The following is a 22,210-nucleotide window of genomic DNA, read 5'->3' as shown; positions in this document are numbered from 1 at the left end:
ACCGTCGGTGACTGCCTCCGGCATTCATCAGGTCGTGAACCTCAGAGGAAAGCCTGATCGACTTCGATCGTAGGAGAAGGCGGATGCCCGAGTTTGGGCCGAGAACGACAGTCATTGCGATGTGCAAGCCCATCCAAACCGGCTCAGAGGCGCGCAGACATAGCCTTCCCCGAAACTTTCCGGACTTGGCAAGGGGTCCGATGCCGCCAGAGATCATTACGGCTTATGCGATCATGAAGCAGGCAGCCGCCGACGCGGATCATTTGGGTGGCGACCTGAACGACAAGGTCCACAAGTCGATCGTCAAGGTGTGCGACGAGATCCTGGCAAGCGGGCATCTCGACATGTTCCCGTTCCACATCTGGATGAATGGCAGCTTCAGGCAGCAGCGCACATTTGTGGCAAGGTTGGCCGGCGACGGATGCGCCCAGGCGGCTTCGTCTCGTTCGATCAGGCCGTTACGCTGTTAATCGACAGAAGGAACATAGTCATGACCAAGACGGTTGCCGAGCAGATGGTCGAGATCCTTGCCGCCGCCGGTGTGAAACGTATCTACGGGTTGGTCGGCGACAGCCTCAACGGCTTCACCGACGCACTGCGCCGGCACGGCAAGATCGAGTGGGTGCACGTCCGCAACGAGGAGGTCGCCGCTTTCGCCGCCGGCGCCGAAGCGCATCTGACCGGCTCCCTGGTCGTGTGCGCGGGCTCCTGCGGACCGGGCAACATGCACCTGATCAATGGTCTCTATGACTGCCATCGCAACCGGGTCCCGGTGTTGGCGATAGCCGCCCAGATACCTTCGAGCGAGATCGGCTCCGGGTATTTTCAGGAGACACATCCGGAAATCCTGTTCCGGCAGTGCAGTCATTTCTGCGAGCTGGTCTCCACGCCGGCCCAGATGCCGCGCATGCTCGAGGCGGCGATCCGTACGGCGGTCGGCAAGCGCGGCGTCTCGGTGGTCGTCGTATCGGGTGACACGGCGCTGCTCCCTGCCGTCGCGGCACCGGTGCCACGGATCGAGAGGCTGCTGGCGGTTCCAGCAATCGTCCGTCCCGTCGACGACGAGGTCGACCGCCTGGCCGCCATGCTCAATGCCGCCTCGCGGGTGACGCTGCTGTGCGGGTCCGGGTGCGAAGGCGCCCATGACCAGCTTCTGGCACTGGGCTCGAGACTGCGCTCGCCGATGGTGCACGCGTTGCGCGGCAAGGAGCATGTCGAATGGGAGAACCCCTATGATGTCGGCATGACGGGCCTGATCGGATACAGCTCGGGCTACTACGCGATGCGCGATTGCGACATGCTGCTGATGCTCGGGACCGACTTTCCCTACCGGCAGTTCTATCCGGATGGCGCCGTGCGCATCGCACAGGTCGACATCCGGCCGGAGAACCTGGGGCGTCGTGCATCGATCGAACTCGGCCTGGTCGGCGACGTGGCGGCGACCATCGCGGCGATGCTGCCACGCCTCGAGCCAAAGACCGACAGCTCGCATCTCGACGCCGCGAGGAAGCATTACGGCGAGACCCGCAAGGAACTCGATGATTTGGCGAAGGAGCGGAAGGGCGGACGTTTCATCCACCCCCAGCAGGTGGCGAGTGCCGTCAACACCTTCGCGGCCGATGACGCCGTCTTCACCTGCGACGTCGGCTTGCCGACAGTCTGGGCCGCCCGCTATCTCGCGATGAATGGCAGACGGCGCCTGATCGGCTCGTTCTGGCATGGCTCCATGGCGAATGCGATGCCGCAGGCGATCGGGGCACAAGCGGCGTTCCCGGGACGCCAGGTTATTTCCCTGTCGGGCGATGGCGGGTTCACCATGCTCATGGGCGACTTCCTGTCGCTGGTGCAGCTTGGCCTGCCGGTGAAGGTCATCGTGTTCAACAACGGCTCGCTGGGCTTCATCGAGTTGGAGCAGAAGTCGGTCGGCTTCCTGGACACCGGCACCGAGCTGAAAAACCCGAACTTCGCCAAGATGGCCGAGGCGGTCGGGATACGCGGCATCAGGCTGGAGCGACCCGACGAGGTGGATGCCGGCATCCAGGCCGCGCTGGCCCATGACGGCCCGGTTCTCGTGGATGCGGTGGTCAACCGCATGGAACTCGCGATGCCGCCCAAGGTCACGGCGGACATGGCCAAGGGATTCTCGCTCTACATGGCCAAGGCGGTCCTCGACGGCCGCGCGGGTGACCTGGTCGAACTCGCACGGACGAACCTGCGCCGGTGATCCTAGGAGCCTGTGCCTCGTCACAAGGACGAGCGGGATGACAAAACGATAACCGGATCTGGCAGGTATGCTGTCGGGTTATCGTCGGTCTACGGTATAAGAGTGTCGGCATGGTGCAGAGACCGACCTCTTCCAAAGCCGATGTCATCCTCGTCGGCGCAGGACTATCCGGAGCCGCGTTCGTGGCGCACCTGCTTCGGGACCACCCGGACCTGCAGGGCGATGTCGTCGTCATCGAGCCGGCGGAACGGCTCGGTGCCGGCCTCGCCTACGGCACCGCCGATCCGGCTCATCGCACCAACGTCACCGCCGGGCGCATGTCGCTGTTCCCGGACCGGCCGGATCACTTCATCGACTGGCTGAGCGGTACGAGCGAGGCCGCACAGGATCCCGATGCCGTCACTTCTGACGGAAGGCGCCATGTACGGCGCAACCTGTTCGGCACGTATGTCGACGACGCGGTACGAACGCAGATCGCTGGTTCCGCCGTGATCGTCCGTCACCGGCGCGAGCGGGCCTCCTCGGCTGCCCCGTCCCCGGGCGGTGGCTGGCAGGTGACGCTCGAAACCGGAGACACCGTCAGTGCACCGCTGCTGGTGCTCGGCGTCAGCCACACCGCGCCGGACCTCCCGGCCTTCCTGCACGGGCTCGAGGCCGATCCGCGTGTGGTCCGCGATCCCTGGGAGCGGACAGCGCTCGAGGCGATCGGACCGGACGATGCGGTGCTCGTCGTCGGTACCGGCCTGACCGGCTGCGACGTCATCACCTCGCTGCGGGCGCGGGGGCATCGGGGTTCGATCCTGGCACTGTCCCGGCGCGGGTTGCTCCCGCGTCCACGCACCTGGCTGCCGGTATCGGCATCCGGCGACTTCGCCACCGATCCCGAAGCGACGGCACTCGGCCTGTTGCGGCGCGTGCGGCAACAGGTGGCGCAGATCGCTGCCCTGGGCGAGCCCTGGGAGGGTGTCGTCGATGCGATCCGCAGCCAGGCACGAACCATCTGGAAGGCGCTCCCGGTCGTGGAACGCCGGCGCCTGCTGCGCCATCTTCGCCCGTTCTGGGATGTTCATCGCTTCCAGTGCGCCCCGCAGATCGAGGCGGTGCTGGCGGACGGGCAACGGTCCGGCTGGCTGACCGTGACGGCTGCGATGCCACTCGATGCCGAAGCGGACACCGACGCGATCACCGTCCGGTTCCGGCGTCGTGGCCGATCGGCCATCGAGCAGGTGCGGATCGCCGCCGTGGTGAACTGCACCGGTCCGGGCCATCGCTCGGTGGTGTCCGCGCATCCGTTGCTGCGCAGCCTGGCCGACGCCGGAGCGCTGCGCGCCGATTCATGCCGGCTCGGCATCGACGTCGACGAGACGAGCCGGGTCATCGCCGTCGATGGCGAGGCCTGGCCCAGCCTGTTCGTGGTCGGCCCGCTGGCGCGTGGCACCCATGGCGAACTGATGGGCCTGCCGCAGGTCACCACCCAGCCGCGCGAGGTCGCCGCCCTGGTTGCCACCCTGATGCCGGCCTAGCGCCGGCTTCCGAAGACGCAATCGGCTTTGCATGGGCGCCGCCCGCTTTTCATGGACACGCGCAGCGGCACGCGCCATTTCTGCCGGCAATGATCACCGACAAGCGTCTCCTGCGGGCCGAGCCCAATTTCCGCTTCCTGGCCAAGCTCTGGCGGGTGAGCTGGCTGTATGTGCTGCTGATCTGCCTGCTGGCCGGGGTCGGGTACGGCGCGCTGTATTCGGCCGGTGGCGGGTCGGCAAAACCGTTTGCCGGACCGCAAAGCATCCGCTTCGGTTTCGGGCTGCTGATGATGCTCGGCATCGCCATGGTCAGCCCGCGCATCCTGGTGAAGTTTGCCTGGCCGCTGTATTTCTTCTCGCTGGCGCTGCTGGTGGCGGTGCTGCGCATGGGCCATGTCGGCAAGGGCGCGGAGCGCTGGCTGGTTCTGGGCGGCTTCCAGCTGCAGCCGTCCGAGCTCGCCAAGATCGCGCTGGTGCTGATCCTCGCCGCCTGGTTCCACCGCGCCGGCCCGGACCGCATGGGCAACCCGCTATTCCTGATCCCGCCGGCCCTGATGGTGCTGGCGCCGGTGGCGCTGGTATTGAAGGAGCCGAACCTCGGCACGGCGGTGATCATCGCCGCGGTCGGCGGCTCGATCTTCCTCGCGGCCGGCATGCGGCTCTGGCAGATGGCGCTGCTGATCGCGCCGCTGCCGTTCCTCGGCCGCTTCGCCTATGGCCACCTGCACGACTACCAGCGGGCCCGCATCACCACCTTCCTGCATCCGGAAAGCGACCCGCTCGGCGCCGGCTACAACATCATCCAGTCCAAGATCGCGCTGGGTTCCGGCGGCATGTGGGGGCAGGGCTACCTGCACGGCACCCAGGGCCAGCTTAACTTCCTGCCCGAGAAACAGACCGACTTCATCTTCACCATGATCGCCGAGGAGTGGGGACTGGTCGGCGGGCTCTCGGTCATGGCGTTGCTGCTGGTGATGATCATCGGCGGCATGCTGATGGCGTTGCGCTGCCGCAACCAGTTCGGCCGGCTGCTCGGGCTCGGCATCGCGATGAACTTTTTTCTCTACTGCGTGGTCAACCTGTCGATGGTGATGGGCGCGATCCCGGTCGGCGGCGTGCCGCTGCCGCTGATCTCCTACGGCGGCTCGGCGATGCTGACGGTGATGTTCGGCTTCGGGCTGCTGCTGTCGGTGTATGTGCATCGCGACATGCGGTTCGGCGACGCCGATCCGTGACGTGCGACCCGTGACGGGCACTCGATGACCGGCCTGGTGCCGCCGACGCCGGCGGTGCTGCGTGCCTATCGGCTCAGCACCTATACCGCCGGCGGCGTCGTCGCCCATGTCGGCCGTCGTCCCGGCCCGATGCCGCGGCACTGGGCCGGACGCGACCTGGTGGTGTTGAGCGCCTGCAATCCCTGCGGCCGGCTCCGGCCCGACGGCTGGAACCGGCGCATGATGGACCATCTGCGGGAGGCGCTCCGTGGCTTTTCCTGTGTCGAGGGCGAGGGCCGGCTGGGACGCTGGTCGGAGCCGTTGCTGCTGGTGGCGATCGCTCCCGCCCGGGGTATGTGCCTGGCCCGTCGCTTCCGGCAGAACGCGGTCATCCTGTTGCGTGACCGCCGGCCGGCGCGGCTGGTGCTGCTGACTGCGCCGGCGATACCGCAGGTGCATGCCGGATCGTCGTGAGGCAGCGCAGGGATTTCGGGAACCACCCTTCGCACGGGTCGGCTGGAAGCCCGGAGCAGCCGGCTAGACTGCGGCTAGTTCCATTGGCGCCCCATCCACTCTGTTGTGCCGCAACCGGTTTGTCGACAGCGGGAAACCCCAGAGCCCGCCCTGATCGACCCGGGCGCGAACGCCGTTCGATCCGTCCAGATAAGCCACGACGTCATTCGGGGTTCGTGTCGGTCAGGATCTCCTTGAGGCGTGCGTGGTAGGCAGCGCGGTTGTTCTCGTCGGTGATGCGGGCAAGCGCGCCGTTGCGTATCCTGGTCCAGACATCCTCGTCGTCGTATGCTTCGATGATCCGATCGGCAAAACGCTGCGCGTCGTCGGTGCCGCCGGACAGGATGTCCGCGCCATCGGTCCAGCCGACCTGTCGGCAGAGCAGTTCGGTCGCCACCACGGGCAGTCCGAACGATGCCGCCTCATGCACCTTGAACGGGATCCCGCCGGCAAAGCGGGTGGGTGCCACGAACACGCGGTGGCTGTCATAGAGCATTTCGAGATCCTCGACCGGGCCATGCAGGTCGATGCGCGGGTTGCGGCCGAACGGCGACATATCCACCTGGCGCGCGACATAGCCTGCGATGGTGAAGCGGACTTCCGGCGGCAACCAGCCCTCCAGCAGCGGCAATACCTGGTCGATAAACCAGGAGAGGCTATCGTAGTTCGGGCTGCTCTCCTCGTGGAAGGCGCCGAGGAACAGGATGCCGGCGCGCTCGCCCCATCCCGATTGCGTCGGCGTGACCTCTTTCATGTGGCCGAGCACGGCGACGTTGCCATGGCCGGCAAGGCGGATCAGGCCGGCATCGCGCTCATTCACCGCGACGATTCGCTGGCAGAAATAGGCGCAGGCGAATTCGCGGCGGAGCATGGTTTCCAGATCATGCTCCAGCGTACGGCCGAGCACTCTCGCCTGCTCGATGGTGCGAGGCGCGCTGACCGCTTCGGTGTCCAGGATGAAGCCATGTTCCGGCAGCGACGAGGATGCATCGCTCAGGGTCGGCAGCAGGCGTTCGAGATTGTGGGTGCGGCCGATCCAGACGATGTCGTAGTAGCCGGCGCGTTCCGCGATGAAGGATGCGAGCTGGTCGAGGCCCCGGTCGTATAGCACCTCCGTCGTTTCCGGAAAATCGGACAGGATTTCCAGTGCGTCGCAGCCGGCGGGATAAATCGGATAGACGCTGACATGATGGCCGAGGGCTGCCATGGCGTGGACGATGTCGTTGGACCGGACGTAGCCGGAGCCGAGATCGCGCATCGGGATGCGATCCTCGATGAACAGGATGCGGCTGCAGCCATGGACCGGCCGTGGCGAACGGGCCAGCACGGCGTTGCGGCTGTGCTGGGGGTATTTGTAGCGCAGCCAGTCCTGGTGCTTGCCGGCGAACACCTTGTGGTTGCGCTGGATCATATGGGTGGATCTGCTGGCGCCGGCGGAGCCGTATTCCACGTGCTGGACGATGATCGAAGGGTCGTAGATCACGCGGTAGCCGGCCTTCTTCAGGCGCACGCAGAGATCGGTTTCCTCGTAGTAGGCAGGCCGGAAATCATCATCGAAGCCGTCGAGCGACTTCAGCACGTCGGCGCGCACCATCAGGAAGGCGCCGGAGCAGAAATCGACCTCGCGGACGAAGTTGGCTTCCGGCAGGTTCGGGTCGCCGTCGCGCAGGTAACCCGCGGTGGAGCCGTCGCGCCAGATGATCGAACCGGCTTCCTGCAGGCGACCGTCGGTGCGGATGAACTTGGCACCGACCGCGCCGATCCGCGGGTCCGACGCCAGGCGGGCAAGTGCACGCTCCACCGACTTGATGCCGAGCGTCAGGTCGTTGTTGAGATACAGCACGGACGGCGCGGTGGCGTGGGCGAGTGCGGCGTTGCAGGCTGCGACGAAGCCGACATTATGCTCGAACCGGACGATGCGGGCGCCCGACACATAGCGCGCGATACGGCGCGTTTCGTCGCGCGAGCCGGAGTCGATCAGGATGAGTTCGATCGCGCCGCCATGGCAGGCACGCAGGGACGCCAGTGCCGTCATGGTCAGCGCGAACTGGTTGTGCAGGATCATGACGACGCTGACCGCCGGCATCAGATCGTCCGGGTCCGGCAGGGTGAAGTCGATCCTGGCGTGGGCGAACTGCAGCAGCATGGCTTCGGCCTGACGCAGGAACAACTGCTTGCTCTGTGCTTCCGGCAGGTTCGTGGCCGGCGTGATGTCGTCCGCACCCAGCCCGGCGGCGTTGGCCAGCCAGTGGGTGAAGGCGTCCGGATGGTCGCGGCGTTCGAGTTCGGCCTGGACGCGCAGGGACCGGGCATAGCGGACCAGGTCGACATCCTGGTGCGGCTTGCGACATTCGGCAGCGCCGAAGCGGACGAAATGTTCGTAGGTATTGCGGAACGAGCCGTCCAGGACAGCGCCCAGCGCGTCCGGATAGGTCTTGCCGTAGAAACTCTCGGAGAACCACTCCAGGGCGGCGTAGCGTTGCGGTGAGCGGTTGCAGAGGAAGTGCTGCAGGGCACAGCTCCACCAGCCCTTGTCGATCTCCTGGGCAACATCCGGGTAGGTGGCCAGATACCACACCGGGTCGAAATACCAGGAGAGGCGGGCGGTGCTGCCGGCGCGGGCGCGGTTGGCGAGGAAGCGCGCGAACGGGCCACCGGACACGGTTCGGCCGGCGTCGTCCTCGATGGCGTTCTGCTGGTAGAGTGCGGCGTCGAAGAAGCGATGGCCGCTCAGGATGTCGGCGTCGCCCTGTCTCAGGTAATGGTCGTAGCCATTGACGAAACCATTCCGGTTCAGCAGGCCCCGGGTGATGTCGCGGTGGGTGGCCAGGTAGAACGCCTCGTCGAACAACCAGTGCGGCGAATAGCCCTGTCTGTAGCCATCGTTGCAATAATGATCGAAGCCCGAGCGCGCGCCGCCGGCGGTGACATGGGCAGCGACCCCGGGATAACGGCCGAGATACCAGGCTTCGTCGAAGAACATGTTAGGGGAGTGGCCGAGGCGGGCGCCATGTTCCCGGTAATGGTCTTCCGCGACATCGGTTTCGGAAGCCGGGAGTGCAACTGCGACATCCGGATATCGATCGAGATACCATTCCCGGTCGAACAGTTTCCAGAGTGGAACGCGATCGTCGAGCGGCGGAACGTATTTGCCACTTATAGTGCTGTCGAACATCAGCGCCTCATCTGTCACTCGAGGATGCGCGATATCAGCGCCGCATCCGCATCGAATACTGTTCGATACGCTAAAACAACGACATTTCTGAATTCTTTATGGTCGTCCGATCTGAATTATTTATCCAGTTATAACGAAGCCGGTCGATCTGGCTAATAGTTTGTTTGCTTAACTTGGAATAATCCTTTTTCACTCACACGATACGGATGCTCTCACTTTTTGAGCACGCAGCTCGGGCCTGGTACGGCGGGATCGAGGGTTTGACCTGAATGTTGTACGGGAGGGCTGGCTGGGTGTTCCCGCTCAGCGGGTTCGCGATGACAGCGAATTCAATCGAGAATGGTCGCGAGATTCGACCGCGCCCGAGGCTGGCCTTAGCAAACCCATCCAGCCGTGCCGAGAGCTTTCCAACATCGAGAAGCCGCCGGGTGAGTCCGGCTTGAGGGGCCCGTTCGGGACCCCTCGCGCTGGTGTCAGCCGTGCGGCTTGAACACGACCTTCGTGCAGCCGTCTTTCTTGTCGCGGAACGTCTCGTAGAGAGCCGGCCCATCTTCCAGGTTGGTGGAGACGTGGCTGATGATGAACGACGGATCGATCTCACCCTTCTGGATCCGCTCCATCAGCGGCTTCATGTAGCGCAGCATGTGGGTCTGGCCGGTGCGGACGGTCAGCCCCTTATTCATCAGCAGGCCCATTCCGATCGGTCCGGCCATGCCGGCATACACGCCCGGTATCGATACCGTCCCGCCCGGACGGCACGCCAGCAGCGCCTGGTTCAGGGCGAACGGCCGTTCCATGCTGACCGTCGCCGACATCACCGCCGAGCTGACCTTCTGTGCCAGCGTGTCGACGCCATGCGCCTCCATGCCGACAGCCTCGATGACTGCGTCGGGGCCGAGACCATGGGTCATTTCCATGATGGTTTCCTGCACGTTCTGGGTGCCGAAATCGATGGTTTCAGCGCCCGAGGCCTGCGCCAGGGCAAGCCGCTCCGGCACCGTGTCGATGGCGATCACCCGTTCGGCGCCAAGCAGGAAACAGGACTTGATCGCCAGCACGCCGACCGGCCCGCAGCCCCATACGGCGATGGTCTGCCCGGGCTGGATGTCGCAATTTTCCGCCGCCTGGTAGCCGGTCGGGAAGATGTCGCTCAGGAACAGGACCTGCTCGTCGGTGAGCCCATCCGGAACCACGATCGGGCCGACATCCGAATAGGGGACGCGCAGATATTCCGCCTGTCCGCCCGGAATGCCGCCGGTGATGTGCGAGAAGCCGAACAGGCCTGCCAGCGGATAACCGAAGGTTTCCGCCTGCATCTTGCCGTTCGGGTTGGTGCGCTCGCAGCAGCTGAAATTGCCCCACTTGCACTGCCGACATTCGCCACAGCAGATGGTGAACGGCACCACGATGCGATCGCCGACCTTCAGCTTGGTGTTCTCGCGACCGACCTCGACCACTTCGCCCATGGTCTCGTGGCCGAGAATGTCGCCGCATTCCATCGTCGGCATGAAGCCGCCCATCAGATGGAGGTCGGAGCCGCAGATCGCGCAGGCAGTCACCTTGATGATCGCGTCATGCCCGTCCTGGATGATCGGATCGGGCACGGTCTCGCAGGTGATCTTGCCTCTGCTCTGCCAGGTGAGGGCCTTCATGTACGTTTCCAGTTCACGGCTGTGAGCTGGTGATACGTAGGGCGCCGATCGGGGTTGCTCGTCTCAAGCCAACCTGATCGCAGGACACGGGGCGGTGAGCGACCACGGCGGCGATCGGCCGTCCGCGGCTTCGGAAGCGCCTGGTCAGGGCGTCGGTGCGGCGCTTCCCGGCATGGGATCCAGCTCGATTTCCGCGGATGCTTCGCGGCTGACACCCTGGGCGTCCTGGGTCGCTTCGGGCGCGGACATGACCATCGCCTTCATCCGCATCATCGGACGTGGCTCGCCGCCGCCGCCGCTCAGGCTGACGTCGCGGATCGTCCCGACCTTCAGCCCCAGCGACCGCGCCGCCGCGGCCGCATTCGCCTGCAGTGTCTTGAGGGCCTTGTCGGCCGCCAGCCGCTCGGCCTCTTCCATGCGCGCGGGCGAGAGGGTCCAGGCCAGGTCGCCGATCACCAGGCCGCTGCCCTGCAGCCGCCCGACCAGTTCCAGCAGCGCGGTCCCGTCGGTCGCCTGCAGCCGAAGCATCTGCCGCGCCGTCCAGAGCTGTTGCTTCTCGCCGCTATGCTCGACGCTGTAGTCGGCGAGGTGCGGCACGACACCCTCCATCTTGGCTGCCATAGCGGTTGCCGCGGCGATCAGCCGGTTGACCTGCTTCTGTGCCACGACCGGATCGGCCGAGGTCGCTTCCGCTGCAAGCTGGGCCACCAGCAGGTCGGGAGCCTCCTGCACCGTACCCGTCGCCGACAGATGCAGCAGCGTGGCGCCCGGTGGCAGCGACGCTTCCGGCGGTGCTGCCTGTGCGGACGACGCCAGGGCCCATGCGCCGAGCCCGGCCAGGAATACCGCCCCGGTGAGCGATACCGGTCCGGTGAAGGGGGCGCGATGGTTGGGCATGCTATTCATGCGGGTCGTTCTCCTGGTTCTTGTCCGGGGTTGCGACATCCACGCTCTCGCCCGCCGGCCCACGCTCGGCGCGCAGCACCATCAGGGCGCGACGCAGCCGGTTGATGCCACCGCGGACGCGGCCCTGCTGGCACAGCTCGCGCCCCTCGGTCTCCAGGTCGCGCACCTCCTGCGGCATCGTGCCATAGCGGTCGATACGGTCGGACAGGCTCAGGCAGTAGGCACGCGTATCCGAGGTGACCACCATCGGCGCATCTTCGGTTTCCGAATCCTGGGCGATTGCCGGGTCGTTGCCGCCCACCGAGACGGCGAGCACCAGCATTGCGGGGAGCAGGAGCGGCGGCAGTGCGACGTGTCGGGGACGGAGAGCCGATGGGATCATGGCGTCAGGATAGGCGGTCCGCCCTGTCCGGCTGATGGTCCGAAGATGACGGCGGCTCCATCCGGAGTGGGACAGGTTGTTTTAGCAACGGCTGTTGCTGTCCTGCCATGCCGGTCAGCGGCAGGATCAGCGTCGCCTCGAGACCGGTCGTCGTGCCATCCCGGCCTGCCGGGGGGCCCAGCTCGAACCGTCCGCCGTGCAGGTGCGCCACCGCCACCACAAGCGACAGGCCAAGGCCGGAACCCGGCATGTTCCGCGAGGTCTCGGCGCGATAGAAGCGCTCGGAGGCGCGTGCCAGGTCGGGCGCCTGCATGCCGATTCCCTGGTCGCGGACGGTGATCCGGACCAGGCCCGCGTCGGGGATGGCCGCGAGTTGGACCACCCCGCCCGGCCTGGAGAACTTGATGGCGTTGTCGAGCAGGTTCGCCACTGCCTGCTGGATCAGCCTACGATCACCCTGCAGGGTGATCGAGGGGGAGGGCAGCCGCTCCAGCGTCAGTTCCTGTTCTTCCGCCAGCGCGCCGTACAGGTCGGCAAGGTCGTCCAGCAGCGCCGACAGCTCCAGCGGCGCGAACGCCGAGCGTCGCGCGCCGGCCTCGATCTCGGCGATCCGCAACAGCGCCTCGAACACCGCCGTCACCCCGTCGAGGTCGGCTACCGCCCGCTCGATCGCCGCACGCATTTCCTCGTCCCCGGTCGCGTGCAGGGCCGCATCCTCGAGCCGGGCGCGGGCGCGGGTGATCGGCGTGCGGAGGTCGTGCGCGATCGAGTTCGAGACCTGTTTCACCCCGTCCATCAGCCGGGCGATCCGGTCCAGCATCTCGTTGACCGTCTCGGCGACCCGGTCGAACTCGTCGCCGCTGCCGGACAGCGGCACCCGCTGGGTCAGGTCGCCGGCGGCGATCGCCGCGGTGGTGCGGGCGACGTTGTGGACCATGCGCCGGAACAGACTCCGCACCACGAACGCGCCGCTGACCCCGAGCACTCCCACCATCAGCACCGCCCACAGCAGCGTATCGGTGAGCAGGCGCTTCAGGATGGTGCGTGCGCGTACGTCCCGCCCGACCAGCAGGCGGAAACCGCCAGGCAGGGTGAACGCCCGCAGCTCCGCCCGCCCGCGCAGGCCGGCCCGCGAGATCGAGAGCTGGTACCAGATGTCGGTTCGCGCCACGACGTGCGGCCAGTCGCGCAGATTGCCCGCGACCCGTACGCCGGCGCTGTCCACCATCAGGTAGATCGCGTCGTCGTCCACATTTTGCGCCAGGCGCTCCTGGATGGTGTTGCCGAGCCCGAGCAGCCCATCCTCGGCAAACCGCTCCGACAGGGCGCGCGCATCGGCCTCGATCGCCGCCTCGGCTTCCCGCTCCAGCAGGCCGACCGTCGCCCACCAGATGAAGCACATGAAGATGATCGCGCTGAGGATGAACAGCAGCGCATAGACCAGGGCCAGCCTGAGGCTGGCGGACCGGAGGATGTCGTTTCGGCGGCTCCTGCGCGGACCGGCGGCCGGCTCGATCGATCGCCGGGCCGGACTGCCCGTGACCGGCGATCGCAGCCAGGCCGGCCGGACGCGTGCGCCGACGGGCTGTTTAGTCGTCACGCAGCATGTAGCCGGCGTTGCGGACCGTATGGATCAGCGGGGTCGGATACGGCTTGTCGATCTTCTGCCGAAGCCGCGACACGTGCACGTCGATAACGTTGGTCTGCGGATCGAAATGATAATCCCACACGCCTTCGAGCAGCATCGTGCGGGTCACGACCTGGGCGGCGTGCCGCATCAGGTATTCCAGCAGACGGAATTCCCGCGGCTGCAGGTCGATCTTCTGGCCGGCCCGCTTCACCTGCCGCGACAGCAGGTCCATCTCGAGGTCGCCGACCGCAAGACGCGTGGTCGGCCCGGTCTCGCCCTTGCCACGGCGGCACAGCACCTCGACCCGCGCTAGCAGCTCGGAGAAGGCAAACGGCTTGGTCAGGTAGTCGTCGCCACCGGCCTTCAGGCCCGCGACCCGCTCGTCCACCTGGCTCAGCGCGGACAGCAGCAGCACCGGTGTCCGGTTGTTCTGGCCGCGGATGGTTTCCAGCAGGTGCAACCCGTCGATGCCGCCAGGCAGCATGCGATCCAGGATGATGGTGTCGAAGCTTTCGCTGACGGCCATGAACAGGCCGTCTTTGCCGTTATCGGCCTGTTCGACGATGTGGCCCGCTTCCTTCAAGCCCTTGGCAACGAAGCCGCGGACGGTCTGGTCGTCCTCGACCAGCAGGATACGCATCGCTTACGCCTTTTGCATCGCCATGCCACACGGCCGGCTTCATGAGTGGAGCGTGCACCCACAACGGCGAAGTTGTCCATGTGACGTCGGACGCGCACCGGTCACCGGCCAGAAGGTGTTCAGCCCGGGTTTTCGTCGACGCGGCGGCCGACGACGGCCAGCACGTCCACAGCATGGCCCTTGCGGGTCACCTGCAGCCGGATCGAACTGCCGGGCGCCGCGGCCGCAACCGTGCGGATCAGTCCGCGATTGGTGTCGACATGGTCGCCATTGACCATGCTCACGATGTCCCCCGACCGGAGGCCGGCCCTGGCGCCCGGCCCGCCCTTGTCGACCGACACGATCGCCACGCCGCCGCCGGTGGCATTTTCCAGTGTCACGCCGAGCCAGCCGCGATCGATATGCCCCTTGGTGCGCAACTGCTCGACGATCGGCGCCACCAGTTCGCTCGGAATGCCGAAGCCGATCCCCACCGAACCACCGGTCGGCGAGACGATCGCGGTGTTCAGCGCGACCACCTGCCCGTGCATGTCGAAGGAGGGTCCGCCGGAGTTGCCCGGGTTGATCGGCGCGTCGAGCTGCAGGAAATCGTCGAACGGACCCGCGCCGATGTCGCGCCCGCGCGCCGAGACGATGCCGGCGGTGACCGAGCTGCCCAGCCCGAACGGATTACCGGCGGCCAGGATCCAGTCTCCGATCTCGACCTTGCGGCTGTCGCCCCAGGTCACGAACGCAAGCTTGTGGTCCGCCTTGACCTGGATCACCGCGATGTCGGTGAGCTCGTCGCTGCCGAGCAGCTTGGCGGGCAACTCGGTGCCGTCCGAGAACGACACGGAAATCTTGTTGGCGTTGCCGACCACGTGGTTGTTGGTGACGATGATTCCGGACGGGTCGATCACGAAGCCCGAGCCGGCGCCCAGCATCTGCTCGCGGCGCGACCGCATCCGCTCGCGGAACTGCTTCTCGAACGGCGTGCCACGCAACGCCTGCGGCACCTTCACCTTGGTCTGGCTATCGTCGTCCACATCCTGGGTCACGGCGATGTTGACCACCGCCGGCACCACCTTGCGCACCAGCGGCGCAAAGCTCAGCGGCCCGCTGACCACCAGCAGCGGTCCACCCTGCGGGTCCGGCTCCGCACGGGCGGCCGTCGATCCGGTCCAGATGGCAACCGCCAACAGGGCTCGGAATGCCGCCACCGGTATGACCGCCCCAAGCACTGGGCGCCGGGGCAGGGTCGAGCCAGTTTCGTTCATGCAGCCAAAGCCTCAAGGCAATTGGCGTTCATCCTAATACCAGAACGTTCGGGAAATCACCGCTGTGGCTTGCGCGTAGCGGCATGCGCGCCAGGGTGTGTCCCATTGGACGCGGTCTGCGCGCCGGGAGCCGGAGCCGATGGGTCTTCCGGCCAGTCGTGCCGTGGATACCGCCCACGCATGTCGCGGCGCATGTCGGCCCAGCCGCCGCGCCAGAAGCTTTCGAGATCGGCGGTGATCGCGGCAGGCCGTCCGGCCGGCGACAGCATCGCCACCTGCAGCCTGAGCCGTCCCTCGGCCAGCGGCGGCAGCCGGGTCGCCCCGTAGAAATCCTGCGCCCTGGCCGAAGCGGTCGGCACCGGCTGGGTATAGTCGATCGCGATCCGACGCCCGTGCAGCGCCAGCTGGGTCGGAAGCAGCCGGTCCAGCCGAGTGATCTGCGCATGGTCGAGCTGCCGGCGCAGCAGCCCGGCCAGGTCGAGCTGCAACAGTTCGGGCAGGCGGGTGAGGCCACGCAGATGCGGCGCCAGCCACGCCTGCGCCGACGCCGCCAGCGCCGTATCGGACAGGTCGGGCAGCGACGGAATGTCCCCGTCGAGACCGCGCAGAACCATCACCCGGGCCTGCAACTGCCGCGCCGCCTCGCTCCAGTCGAGAGCCGTGCCGAGCCGCTCGGACGCCGCCTTTGCCAGCAGCCGGGCGGTCTCGGCGGAATCGGCCTCGATGATGCGGTCCTGCAGCACCAGCTGGCCCAGCCGCCGGCGCCGGCGGCTCATCACCGCGCCGCTGACCGGATCGAGCCCGCTTTCGACCTGCTCGGTGGTGCGTGCCAGCAGTGCCGACGGCAGCCGTTCCGGATCGAGCGGCAGCGCCAGGGTGATCCGTGCCGCATCCCGCACATGCAGCGCCGCGACCGCCAGCAGCTTCGACGACGACAGCCCGTCGCCGCGTGCCAGCTTGGCCGATCCGCCGCCCGCCAGCCGGAACGAGCCGATCTCGCCGCGCGCCTGGGCGATCCGGTCCGGGAACCCGGCCGACAGCAGCGCCGCCGCGTCGCCCTCGGCGGGAGCGTCGGTGCGCAGCCGGCGACGATAGCCGTTCGCGGCCTGCCTGATCCGGGCCAGTGCGCCGCGATCCGCTTCCTGGCCCGCAGGATGCCGGCCGGCCAGCAGCTCGAGCCGAAGCAAAATGTCCGACGGCGGATCGACCGGGCGGCCACCGGCGGCGGGACGCGGCCGCAGTGGATCGCGTTCCTCCAGCAGCGCGGCAAGGTCCGCCGCCAGTGCCGCCTCGGCTGGACTGTCCGCTGCGAGCATCATCGCCGCCAGGCGCGGATGTGCGCCCAGCGCCGCCATCCGGTTGCCCAGGCCGGTGATGCGTCCGTCCTCATCGAGCCCGCCGAGCGCCCGCAACAGGCTGCCTGCCGCCTCGAACGCGCCTGCCGGCGGCGGATCGGGAAGCGGCAGCGCGTTCGGCGCGGTGTCCATCAGGCTGGCCCAGGCCGCCGCCTGCAGCCGGAACCCCGACAGCTCCGCATCCAGGATCTCCGGCCGGTCCTGCAGCGGCAGGCCGCGCGCGGTCATTTCCGTCCAGAGCCGGTAGGCAGTGCCTGGCGCCTCGCGTCCGGACCGGCCCGATCGCTGCGTCGCGGCGGCCCGGCTGACCCGCACGGTCTCCAGCCTGGTCAGCCCGCTACCCGCATCGAGCCGCGGCACCCGCCGCCAGCCGCCATCGACCACGATACGCACCCCCGGCACGGTCAGCGAGGTCTCGGCGATCGAGGTGGCAAGCACCACGTGCCGCCGGCGCTCGGACGGTGGCGCTGGACGCAGCACGCGATCCTGCTCGGCCGGCGGCAGCTCGCCATGCAGCGGCAGCAGCTCGGCATCGACGCGGAACTCCGTCAGCGCCTGTTGCGTGCGCCTGATTTCACCCACCCCCGGCAGGAACGCCAGTACGTCGCCCTCCGGCTGGTCGGCCAGGGCAGTGCGCACCGCCCGCGCTACCGCATCCGGCAGGTCGCGCAGGCTGGGCAGGTCGCGCGTCGCATGACGGATCTCGACCGGGAACATCCGGCCCTGGCTCTCGATCACCGGACCGCCCAGCCGCTGCGACAGCGCCGCCGCATCCGCCGTGGCGGACATCGCCAGCAGCCTCAGCTCCGGCCTCAGCTGGCGCTGCAGGTCGAGGCAAAAGGCCAGCACCGTGTCCGCGTCCAGGCTGCGCTCATGCACCTCGTCGACGATGACGCAGCCGATCCCGTCGAGCATCGGGTCGGACAGCAGCCGCCTGAGCAGGATGCCCTCGGTCACCACCTCGATCCGGGTACGGCCGGACATGGCGCTGTCGATGCGGGTCCGGAACCCGACCAGACCGCCGGCTTCCTCGCCGATCAGGCTGGCCATGCGTTGCGCCGCCGCGCGTGCGGCCAGCCGGCGTGGTTCCAGCATGACGATCCTGCCGGTGCCGAGCCAGGCGGCACTTGCCAGGGCAAGCGGCACCAGCGTGGTCTTGCCGGCGCCGGGAGGTGCCACGAGCACGGCGTTCGGCGTGGTGTCCAGGCTTGCCAGCAGGGCAGGGAGCGCCTCGACGATGGGAAGGTCCGGCAGCGGGTCAGGAAGCATCCGCCCTGTATGAGGGTGGAGCAACTCGTGTCAAAGACGGGCCTATGCCTGCACGCCCTTCCTGGCTGGAGACCGACTTGACTGCATCCTCCGCTCGTCTCCGGCTTCCGGCTATCCTGGCCACGGCCGCCATGCTGTGCCTGTCCGCCATCGCGGCGCCATCGGCGCGGGCGGCCGAGAGCGCCGCCGTCACCACCGACCACGATGCCGTCACGCTGGTCACCGATCAGCAGGGCTGGGCCCCGGGCCGCGCGCTCGGGGTCGGCCTTCGACTGAAGCTGGCTCCGGGCTGGCACACCTACTGGTCCAACCCGGGCGACGCCGGCGAGCCGGCGACGATCGCGGTGACCGCATCGGGTGGCGGTGCTGGCCAGACCGGCACGATCATCTGGCCAGTACCCCAGCGCCTGCCGGAAGGCCCGCTGATGAGCTACGCCTACACCGGCGATGTCCTGCTGCCGCTGAAGCTGGTGCCGACCGCCGCCTCGGCAAATGACGGCGCGCCGCTGGTGATCAAGGCGACCGCCGAATGGCTCGCCTGCGCCACGGTCTGCGTGCCGGAACAGGGCACCTTCTCCATCACCCTGCCCGCCGGTCCTGCCACCGCGTCGCCGCAAGCGTCGCCCGAGGCCGGCCTGTTCGAGGCCGCCCGCGAGGCAGCGCCGCGCCCGTCGCCGTTCGCCGCCCACATCGCCCGCGACGGAACCTTCACCCTGACCGGCGCCGGCCTGTCGCCGACCTCGGTCGCCACGGCCTGGCTGTTCCCGGCGAGCACCGGGCTGATCGACCAGACCGCCGTACAGACCCCGGTCATCCATGACGGTTCGATCACCATCCCGCTCAAGCCGGCTTCCGGCTTCAAGCCGGACCGTCCGTTCGAGGCGCTGGTGGTGCTGCGCGATCCCGCCGGCCAGCAGAGCGCGCTGACCGTATCGGCGACGCCCGGCATGCCCGTCCCGGGCGGCGCCGGTTCGACCGCCGGCATCCCGCGCATGTTGGGCCTGGCGCTGCTCGGTGGGCTGATCCTCAACCTGATGCCGTGCGTGTTTCCGGTGCTGGCGATGAAGGCGATGGCACTCAGCAAGCTCTCGGGCCTGGCTCGCCGCGAGCAGCGCCTGTCCGCATTGTTCTACACGGCCGGAATCCTGGTCGCGTTCGGGGCCCTGGGCGGCCTCACGCTCGGGCTTCGCGCGGCCGGCTCGTCGGTCGGCTGGGGCTTCCAGTTCCAGTCGCTGGCGTTCGTTGCCGCGACCTGCTGGCTGCTGTTCCTGGTCGGTCTGAACCTGGTCGGCGCCTTCGAGGTCGGCGGCAGCCTGACCGGCGCCGGACAGGGACTGGCCAGCCGTCGCGGCCATGTCGGCGACTTCGCAACCGGCCTGCTGGCGGTGCTGGTGGCCACGCCCTGCACCGCGCCGTTCATGGCCGGCGCACTGGCCGGCGCCCTGGGTGCCCCGGCCCTGGTCGGCATGTCGGTGTTCCTGACGATGGGTCTCGGGCTGGCGCTGCCCTACCTGCTGTTCGCCTGCATTCCCCGGCTGGCCTCCTCGCTGCCCCGGCCCGGTGTCTGGATGGACATCCTGAAGCAGGCGATGGCGTTTCCGATCTTCGCCGCCTGCGCCTGGCTTGCCTGGGTCGCCAGCACCGAGGGCGGGTCCGCCGGCGTGCTCACCGTCGCGGCCGGCCTGGTCCTGCTCGGGACCGCCGCCTGGCTGTTCGGCCTGTCGCAACGCCTGGCGATGTCGAGCGCCGGCACCGAGGGCGTGCGGGGCACGCGTTTCGCCGGCTTCCTGTCGCTGGCCTTTCTGCTGGCGGCGCTTGCCATGCTGCCCGGCCTCGGCAAGGCATCGTCCAATGGCGGACAGAACGCGCAAGCCAGCGACGGCTGGGAGGCGTTCTCGGAGCCGAAGCTGGCCTCGCTACGCCAGTCCGGTCGTCCGGTGCTGGTCGACATGAGTGCCGCCTGGTGCGTGAGCTGCCTGGTCAACGAGCGGATCGCGTTCCAGTCGGCGTCGGTCCGCGCTGCCTTCGCGGAGCATCACGTGGCTCTGCTGAAAGGCGACTGGACCCTGCGCGACGAGGCGATCACCCGGTTCCTGCAGGCACACGGACGCGATGGCGTGCCGTTCTACATCTATTATCCGGCCGGCGCGGACGGTCAGGTCTGGCCGCAGATCCTGACGCCGAACTTGGTGCTACACGCGATCGACGCGACGAGAGCTCAGTAGCCCGAGCCGGTCGGCGGCTGGTCCGCGGTGCTGCTGGTTGGGTGATAACCGGGCGGGGTCGGATAGGCAGGCGACGGCGCCGGAGCCAGCGAGGTCGGCCCGTCGGTGCCCTGGCTTCCCGGATGATAGCCCGGCGGCACCGGATAGCCGGCTGGCGCCAGGTTCGTGGGCGCAGGTGCGGCATTGGAAGACGGCGCGACAGGCGATGACGCACCGGGCGGCGCCTGCAGGAAGCTCGGCGGCGGCGATAGCTGGATCGGCCCCGGCGCTGCCGTGGGGTCGACCGCATCCGGACCGGTAGACGCCGGCGCACCCGGCACGGGGCCCTGCGGCAACGGCTGGCCAGCCGGGATCGCACCCGGCGGCGGCGCAAGTTGCATCGGTGCTCCCACGGATGCGGGCGGCATCATCGAGCTGGGCTGGTTCGCAGGTGCGGATGCCGGCGAGGCACCGGGCCCGGTCAGCGATTGCTGCTCGACAGAGGCGGCTACCGGTGCGCCGGAGGCATCGAGCATCCAGTCGCCGAGGGTCCGCCGCAGCTGGAACTCGAACTCGACGTTCATGTCCTGCATCATCTGCGTGGTCAGGTTGTAGAGTTCGGCCTTGACCCCATCATTGTCGGAGTTCGAGCCGGGCACGAACTGCCGGGACACGTGCGCCTCGGCATAGCCGGCATGGCCGCCGCCGTTGCTGACGATGTCCAGATGCACGGCCATCGCGCCATCCAGGGCTCCGCCCGGCTGCCCGGTGATGGAGGCCTGGTCGATCGTGAAGACCGCCGTGCCGGAACTGCCCGCGGCGACCAAGCGGTCCTGCGCCATCTGCTTGAGCGCCTGGTCCGGGGACACCGGCGAACTCGGACCGAGATCGTTCGGGCCGGTCGGCGGCGGGACATGATCCTCGACCTGGATCTGTCCGACATTGATCCGCAACGGGGTCAGGTAGGTGTAGCTCGGCTGCTTGAACACCGGCTCGGAGCGACTGTCGCCGCCGCATCCGGCCAGCAGCATGATCGCGGTCAGGCTGGTCAGGCCGAGGCACAGCCGCAGAGAGCTGTCGCGCGGCCGCCGCATTGCCAACAGGTCCATCAGTTGTTCCCCAACCCCAGCAGGCGCTGCCACCAGTTCTGCGATGACGCGGGCGGTGACAAGGAAGCTTCCGGGCTGGCCGTCCGTACCGGTGCGACCGGAGGCGGGGTCCGTGGCGATGCCGAGAGTGGTTCGGCGACCGCCGCCCGGGTCGCATAGGCAGTCTGGAGGACCCGCTCATCGTCGCGCGATGCGGCGGGGGCTGCGGCTCGTGCCGGTTCCGGTGTCCGGGCCGGTGGTTCGTCCAGGCCGGTCCGCGGCGGCGGCACGATATGCACCAGGCCGGGCTCGAGACCTTCGGCCTCCGGCAACATGACGGCGCGGTTCGTGTTGGTCGCGTAATAGACCAGCAGCAGCGTCAGCGGATCGTGCGCCGTCGTGGCCGGGCCGCTGGTCAACACGATGGATGCGGACGGCACGTACAGGTGCCGGTCGCCGGATCCCTCGCCGACCAGGAGATAGAACACAAGGCCGCTCTCGCGATCCAGGAAACGGAAGGCGGTATGGCCGGGCAGCTCCAGTCGTTCCTGCGAAGCCAGTGCGGTCCCGTCCAGCGGCGATGGCACCGAGATCTGTGGCGACGATGCAGGCGGGCTCTGCAGGATCTGCTCGACATGGGCAGCGGGGAAGGTGAACCCGGCATGGGTGTAGCCGGTGCCGACCTCGCCCAGCGATGCCACCGAAACGACGTCCGGCCGGCCGGGGGTGGTCGGGACCACTGCCGCGATCAGGTTGTGCACGTTCTCGGGGAGAAACCCTTCGAACGACTGCGACGCCGACGGGACCGCCGCATGCGGTGCCTTGACCGCCTCGTCGAACAGGTTCTGCACCAATGGCCCGACATGCTGCAGGAACAGGTCGCGCTGCGCCCCGGCCAAAAGGTTGGCGGCGTTGGAGCGGAAATCGAGCGCGGAGTCGAGCATCCAGTAGGTGCCCGGATGGTCCGCATGCACGAGTTCGAGGATGTGGAACGGCGGCAGGCCGGTCTGCAGGCCGCGTGCGCTCCAGCCCGCGTTGAAGTCCGGTACCGGCGCACCGCTCATCGTGATCGGATAGAACGCGCCATCGGCGTCGGCCACCTGAACGCTGCCGTCAACAAACGAGACCGGCCAAATAGGCACGTGGGGACCTCCAGCAGAAGACTGTCGTTTCGAAACT

16 protein-coding genes are annotated in these 22,210 nt (G+C 67.9%); 6 read left to right on the top strand and 10 right to left on the bottom strand.

What is annotated here, in order from left to right; translation table 11 throughout:
- The first annotated feature begins 200 nt into the window (after positions 1 to 200).
- The 5 genes from HN018_RS17430 (at position 201) to HN018_RS17410 (ending at position 5,435) form a co-directional block, all read left to right on the top strand.
- Positions 201 to 470: a hypothetical protein gene (locus tag HN018_RS17430; protein WP_171832893.1), complete on the top strand. Its 270-nt coding sequence runs from the start codon at positions 201 to 203 to the stop codon at positions 468 to 470.
- 20 nt (positions 471 to 490) lie between these two features.
- Positions 491 to 2,224 (top strand): ubiquinone-dependent pyruvate dehydrogenase, encoded by a 1,734-nt coding sequence (poxB, locus tag HN018_RS17425; protein ID WP_171832894.1) that lies wholly within the window; start codon positions 491 to 493, stop codon positions 2,222 to 2,224.
- A 110-nt stretch (positions 2,225 to 2,334) separates the two neighbouring features.
- Positions 2,335 to 3,747, top strand: a complete 1,413-nt coding sequence (locus HN018_RS17420) for an FAD/NAD(P)-binding protein (protein ID WP_171832895.1) — start codon at positions 2,335 to 2,337, stop codon at positions 3,745 to 3,747.
- Positions 3,748 to 3,836: 89 nt separating this feature from the next.
- Entirely contained in the window at positions 3,837 to 4,982 is a 1,146-nt protein-coding gene (gene rodA, locus HN018_RS17415) for a rod shape-determining protein RodA (protein WP_171832896.1), read from the top strand.
- A gap of 24 nt (positions 4,983 to 5,006) precedes the next feature.
- Positions 5,007 to 5,435 carry a DUF3293 domain-containing protein gene (locus HN018_RS17410; RefSeq protein ID WP_171832897.1) on the top strand — a complete coding sequence of 143 codons (429 nt, stop codon included), beginning with the start codon at positions 5,007 to 5,009 and terminating at the stop codon, positions 5,433 to 5,435.
- A 202-nt stretch (positions 5,436 to 5,637) separates the two neighbouring features.
- Here HN018_RS17410 and HN018_RS17405 read toward each other — a convergent pair whose 3' ends face one another.
- The 8 genes from HN018_RS17405 to hrpB form a co-directional block, all read right to left on the bottom strand.
- Positions 5,638 to 8,649, bottom strand: coding sequence for a glycosyltransferase (locus HN018_RS17405; RefSeq protein WP_171832898.1), 3,012 nt, complete (start codon positions 8,647 to 8,649; stop codon positions 5,638 to 5,640).
- Between the two features lie 473 nt (positions 8,650 to 9,122).
- Positions 9,123 to 10,301, bottom strand: a complete 1,179-nt coding sequence (locus HN018_RS17400; RefSeq protein ID WP_171832899.1) for a zinc-dependent alcohol dehydrogenase — start codon at positions 10,299 to 10,301, stop codon at positions 9,123 to 9,125.
- 144 nt (positions 10,302 to 10,445) lie between these two features.
- Positions 10,446 to 11,207 carry an SIMPL domain-containing protein gene (locus tag HN018_RS17395; protein WP_171832900.1) on the bottom strand — a complete coding sequence of 254 codons (762 nt, stop codon included), beginning with the start codon at positions 11,205 to 11,207 and terminating at the stop codon, positions 10,446 to 10,448.
- Complete coding sequence (locus tag HN018_RS17390) at positions 11,200 to 11,589, bottom strand: hypothetical protein (protein ID WP_171832901.1); 390 nt, start codon at positions 11,587 to 11,589, stop codon at positions 11,200 to 11,202. The genes HN018_RS17395 and HN018_RS17390 overlap by 8 nt, the downstream gene beginning before the upstream one ends.
- A 4-nt stretch (positions 11,590 to 11,593) precedes the next feature.
- The gene (locus tag HN018_RS17385; RefSeq protein WP_338033987.1) at positions 11,594 to 13,189 is read right to left on the bottom strand and encodes a sensor histidine kinase; all 1,596 of its coding nucleotides are present in this window, start codon (positions 13,187 to 13,189) and stop codon (positions 11,594 to 11,596) included.
- Positions 13,179 to 13,859 carry a response regulator transcription factor gene (locus HN018_RS17380; RefSeq protein ID WP_171832902.1) on the bottom strand — a complete coding sequence of 227 codons (681 nt, stop codon included), beginning with the start codon at positions 13,857 to 13,859 and terminating at the stop codon, positions 13,179 to 13,181. Before HN018_RS17380 ends, HN018_RS17385 begins: the two co-directional genes overlap by 11 nt.
- Positions 13,860 to 13,978: 119 nt before the next feature.
- Positions 13,979 to 15,115 carry a trypsin-like peptidase domain-containing protein gene (locus tag HN018_RS17375; RefSeq protein WP_171832903.1) on the bottom strand — a complete coding sequence of 379 codons (1,137 nt, stop codon included), beginning with the start codon at positions 15,113 to 15,115 and terminating at the stop codon, positions 13,979 to 13,981.
- Between the two features lie 56 nt (positions 15,116 to 15,171).
- Positions 15,172 to 17,739, bottom strand: coding sequence for an ATP-dependent helicase HrpB (hrpB, locus tag HN018_RS17370; RefSeq protein WP_171832904.1), 2,568 nt, complete (start codon positions 17,737 to 17,739; stop codon positions 15,172 to 15,174).
- A 77-nt stretch (positions 17,740 to 17,816) separates the two neighbouring features.
- Between hrpB and HN018_RS17365 the strand changes: the two genes are divergently transcribed.
- Positions 17,817 to 19,964: a protein-disulfide reductase DsbD family protein gene (locus tag HN018_RS17365; RefSeq protein ID WP_338033986.1), complete on the top strand. Its 2,148-nt coding sequence runs from the start codon at positions 17,817 to 17,819 to the stop codon at positions 19,962 to 19,964.
- Here HN018_RS17365 and HN018_RS17360 read toward each other — a convergent pair.
- A complete protein-coding gene (locus tag HN018_RS17360; protein WP_171832905.1) occupies positions 19,958 to 21,052 on the bottom strand; it encodes a hypothetical protein in 1,095 nt (364 codons plus the stop codon). The genes HN018_RS17365 and HN018_RS17360 overlap by 7 nt on opposite strands.
- Positions 21,052 to 22,173 carry a hypothetical protein gene (locus HN018_RS17355; RefSeq protein ID WP_171832906.1) on the bottom strand — a complete coding sequence of 374 codons (1,122 nt, stop codon included), beginning with the start codon at positions 22,171 to 22,173 and terminating at the stop codon, positions 21,052 to 21,054. The genes HN018_RS17360 and HN018_RS17355 overlap by 1 nt, the downstream gene beginning before the upstream one ends.
- Positions 22,174 to 22,210: the final 37 nt, after the last annotated feature.

This window comes from Lichenicola cladoniae (assembly GCF_013201075.1).
Classification (GTDB): Bacteria; Pseudomonadota; Alphaproteobacteria; order Acetobacterales; family Acetobacteraceae; genus Lichenicola; species Lichenicola cladoniae.
Note: the sequence above shows the minus strand (reverse complement) of the source record. Positions and strands in the feature narration are given on the sequence as shown.

Bases quoted from the DNA above. Each gene is read 5' to 3' on its own strand.
- HN018_RS17400 (WP_171832899.1), bottom strand. From the start codon at position 10,301: ATGAAGGCCCTCACCTGGCAGAGCAGAGGCAAGATCACCTGCGAGACC.
- poxB (WP_171832894.1), top strand. From the start codon at position 491: ATGACCAAGACGGTTGCCGAGCAGATGGTCGAGATCCTTGCCGCCGCC.
- HN018_RS17420 (WP_171832895.1), top strand. From the start codon at position 2,335: ATGGTGCAGAGACCGACCTCTTCCAAAGCCGATGTCATCCTCGTCGGC.
- HN018_RS17430 (WP_171832893.1), top strand. From the start codon at position 201: ATGCCGCCAGAGATCATTACGGCTTATGCGATCATGAAGCAGGCAGCC.
- HN018_RS17380 (WP_171832902.1), bottom strand. From the start codon at position 13,859: ATGCGTATCCTGCTGGTCGAGGACGACCAGACCGTCCGCGGCTTCGTT.
- HN018_RS17390 (WP_171832901.1), bottom strand. From the start codon at position 11,589: ATGATCCCATCGGCTCTCCGTCCCCGACACGTCGCACTGCCGCCGCTC.
- HN018_RS17395 (WP_171832900.1), bottom strand. From the start codon at position 11,207: ATGAATAGCATGCCCAACCATCGCGCCCCCTTCACCGGACCGGTATCG.
- HN018_RS17375 (WP_171832903.1), bottom strand. From the start codon at position 15,115: ATGAACGAAACTGGCTCGACCCTGCCCCGGCGCCCAGTGCTTGGGGCG.
- HN018_RS17405 (WP_171832898.1), bottom strand. From the start codon at position 8,649: ATGTTCGACAGCACTATAAGTGGCAAATACGTTCCGCCGCTCGACGAT.
- rodA (WP_171832896.1), top strand. From the start codon at position 3,837: ATGATCACCGACAAGCGTCTCCTGCGGGCCGAGCCCAATTTCCGCTTC.
- HN018_RS17360 (WP_171832905.1), bottom strand. From the start codon at position 21,052: ATGGACCTGTTGGCAATGCGGCGGCCGCGCGACAGCTCTCTGCGGCTG.
- HN018_RS17410 (WP_171832897.1), top strand. From the start codon at position 5,007: ATGACCGGCCTGGTGCCGCCGACGCCGGCGGTGCTGCGTGCCTATCGG.
- hrpB (WP_171832904.1), bottom strand. From the start codon at position 17,739: ATGCTTCCTGACCCGCTGCCGGACCTTCCCATCGTCGAGGCGCTCCCT.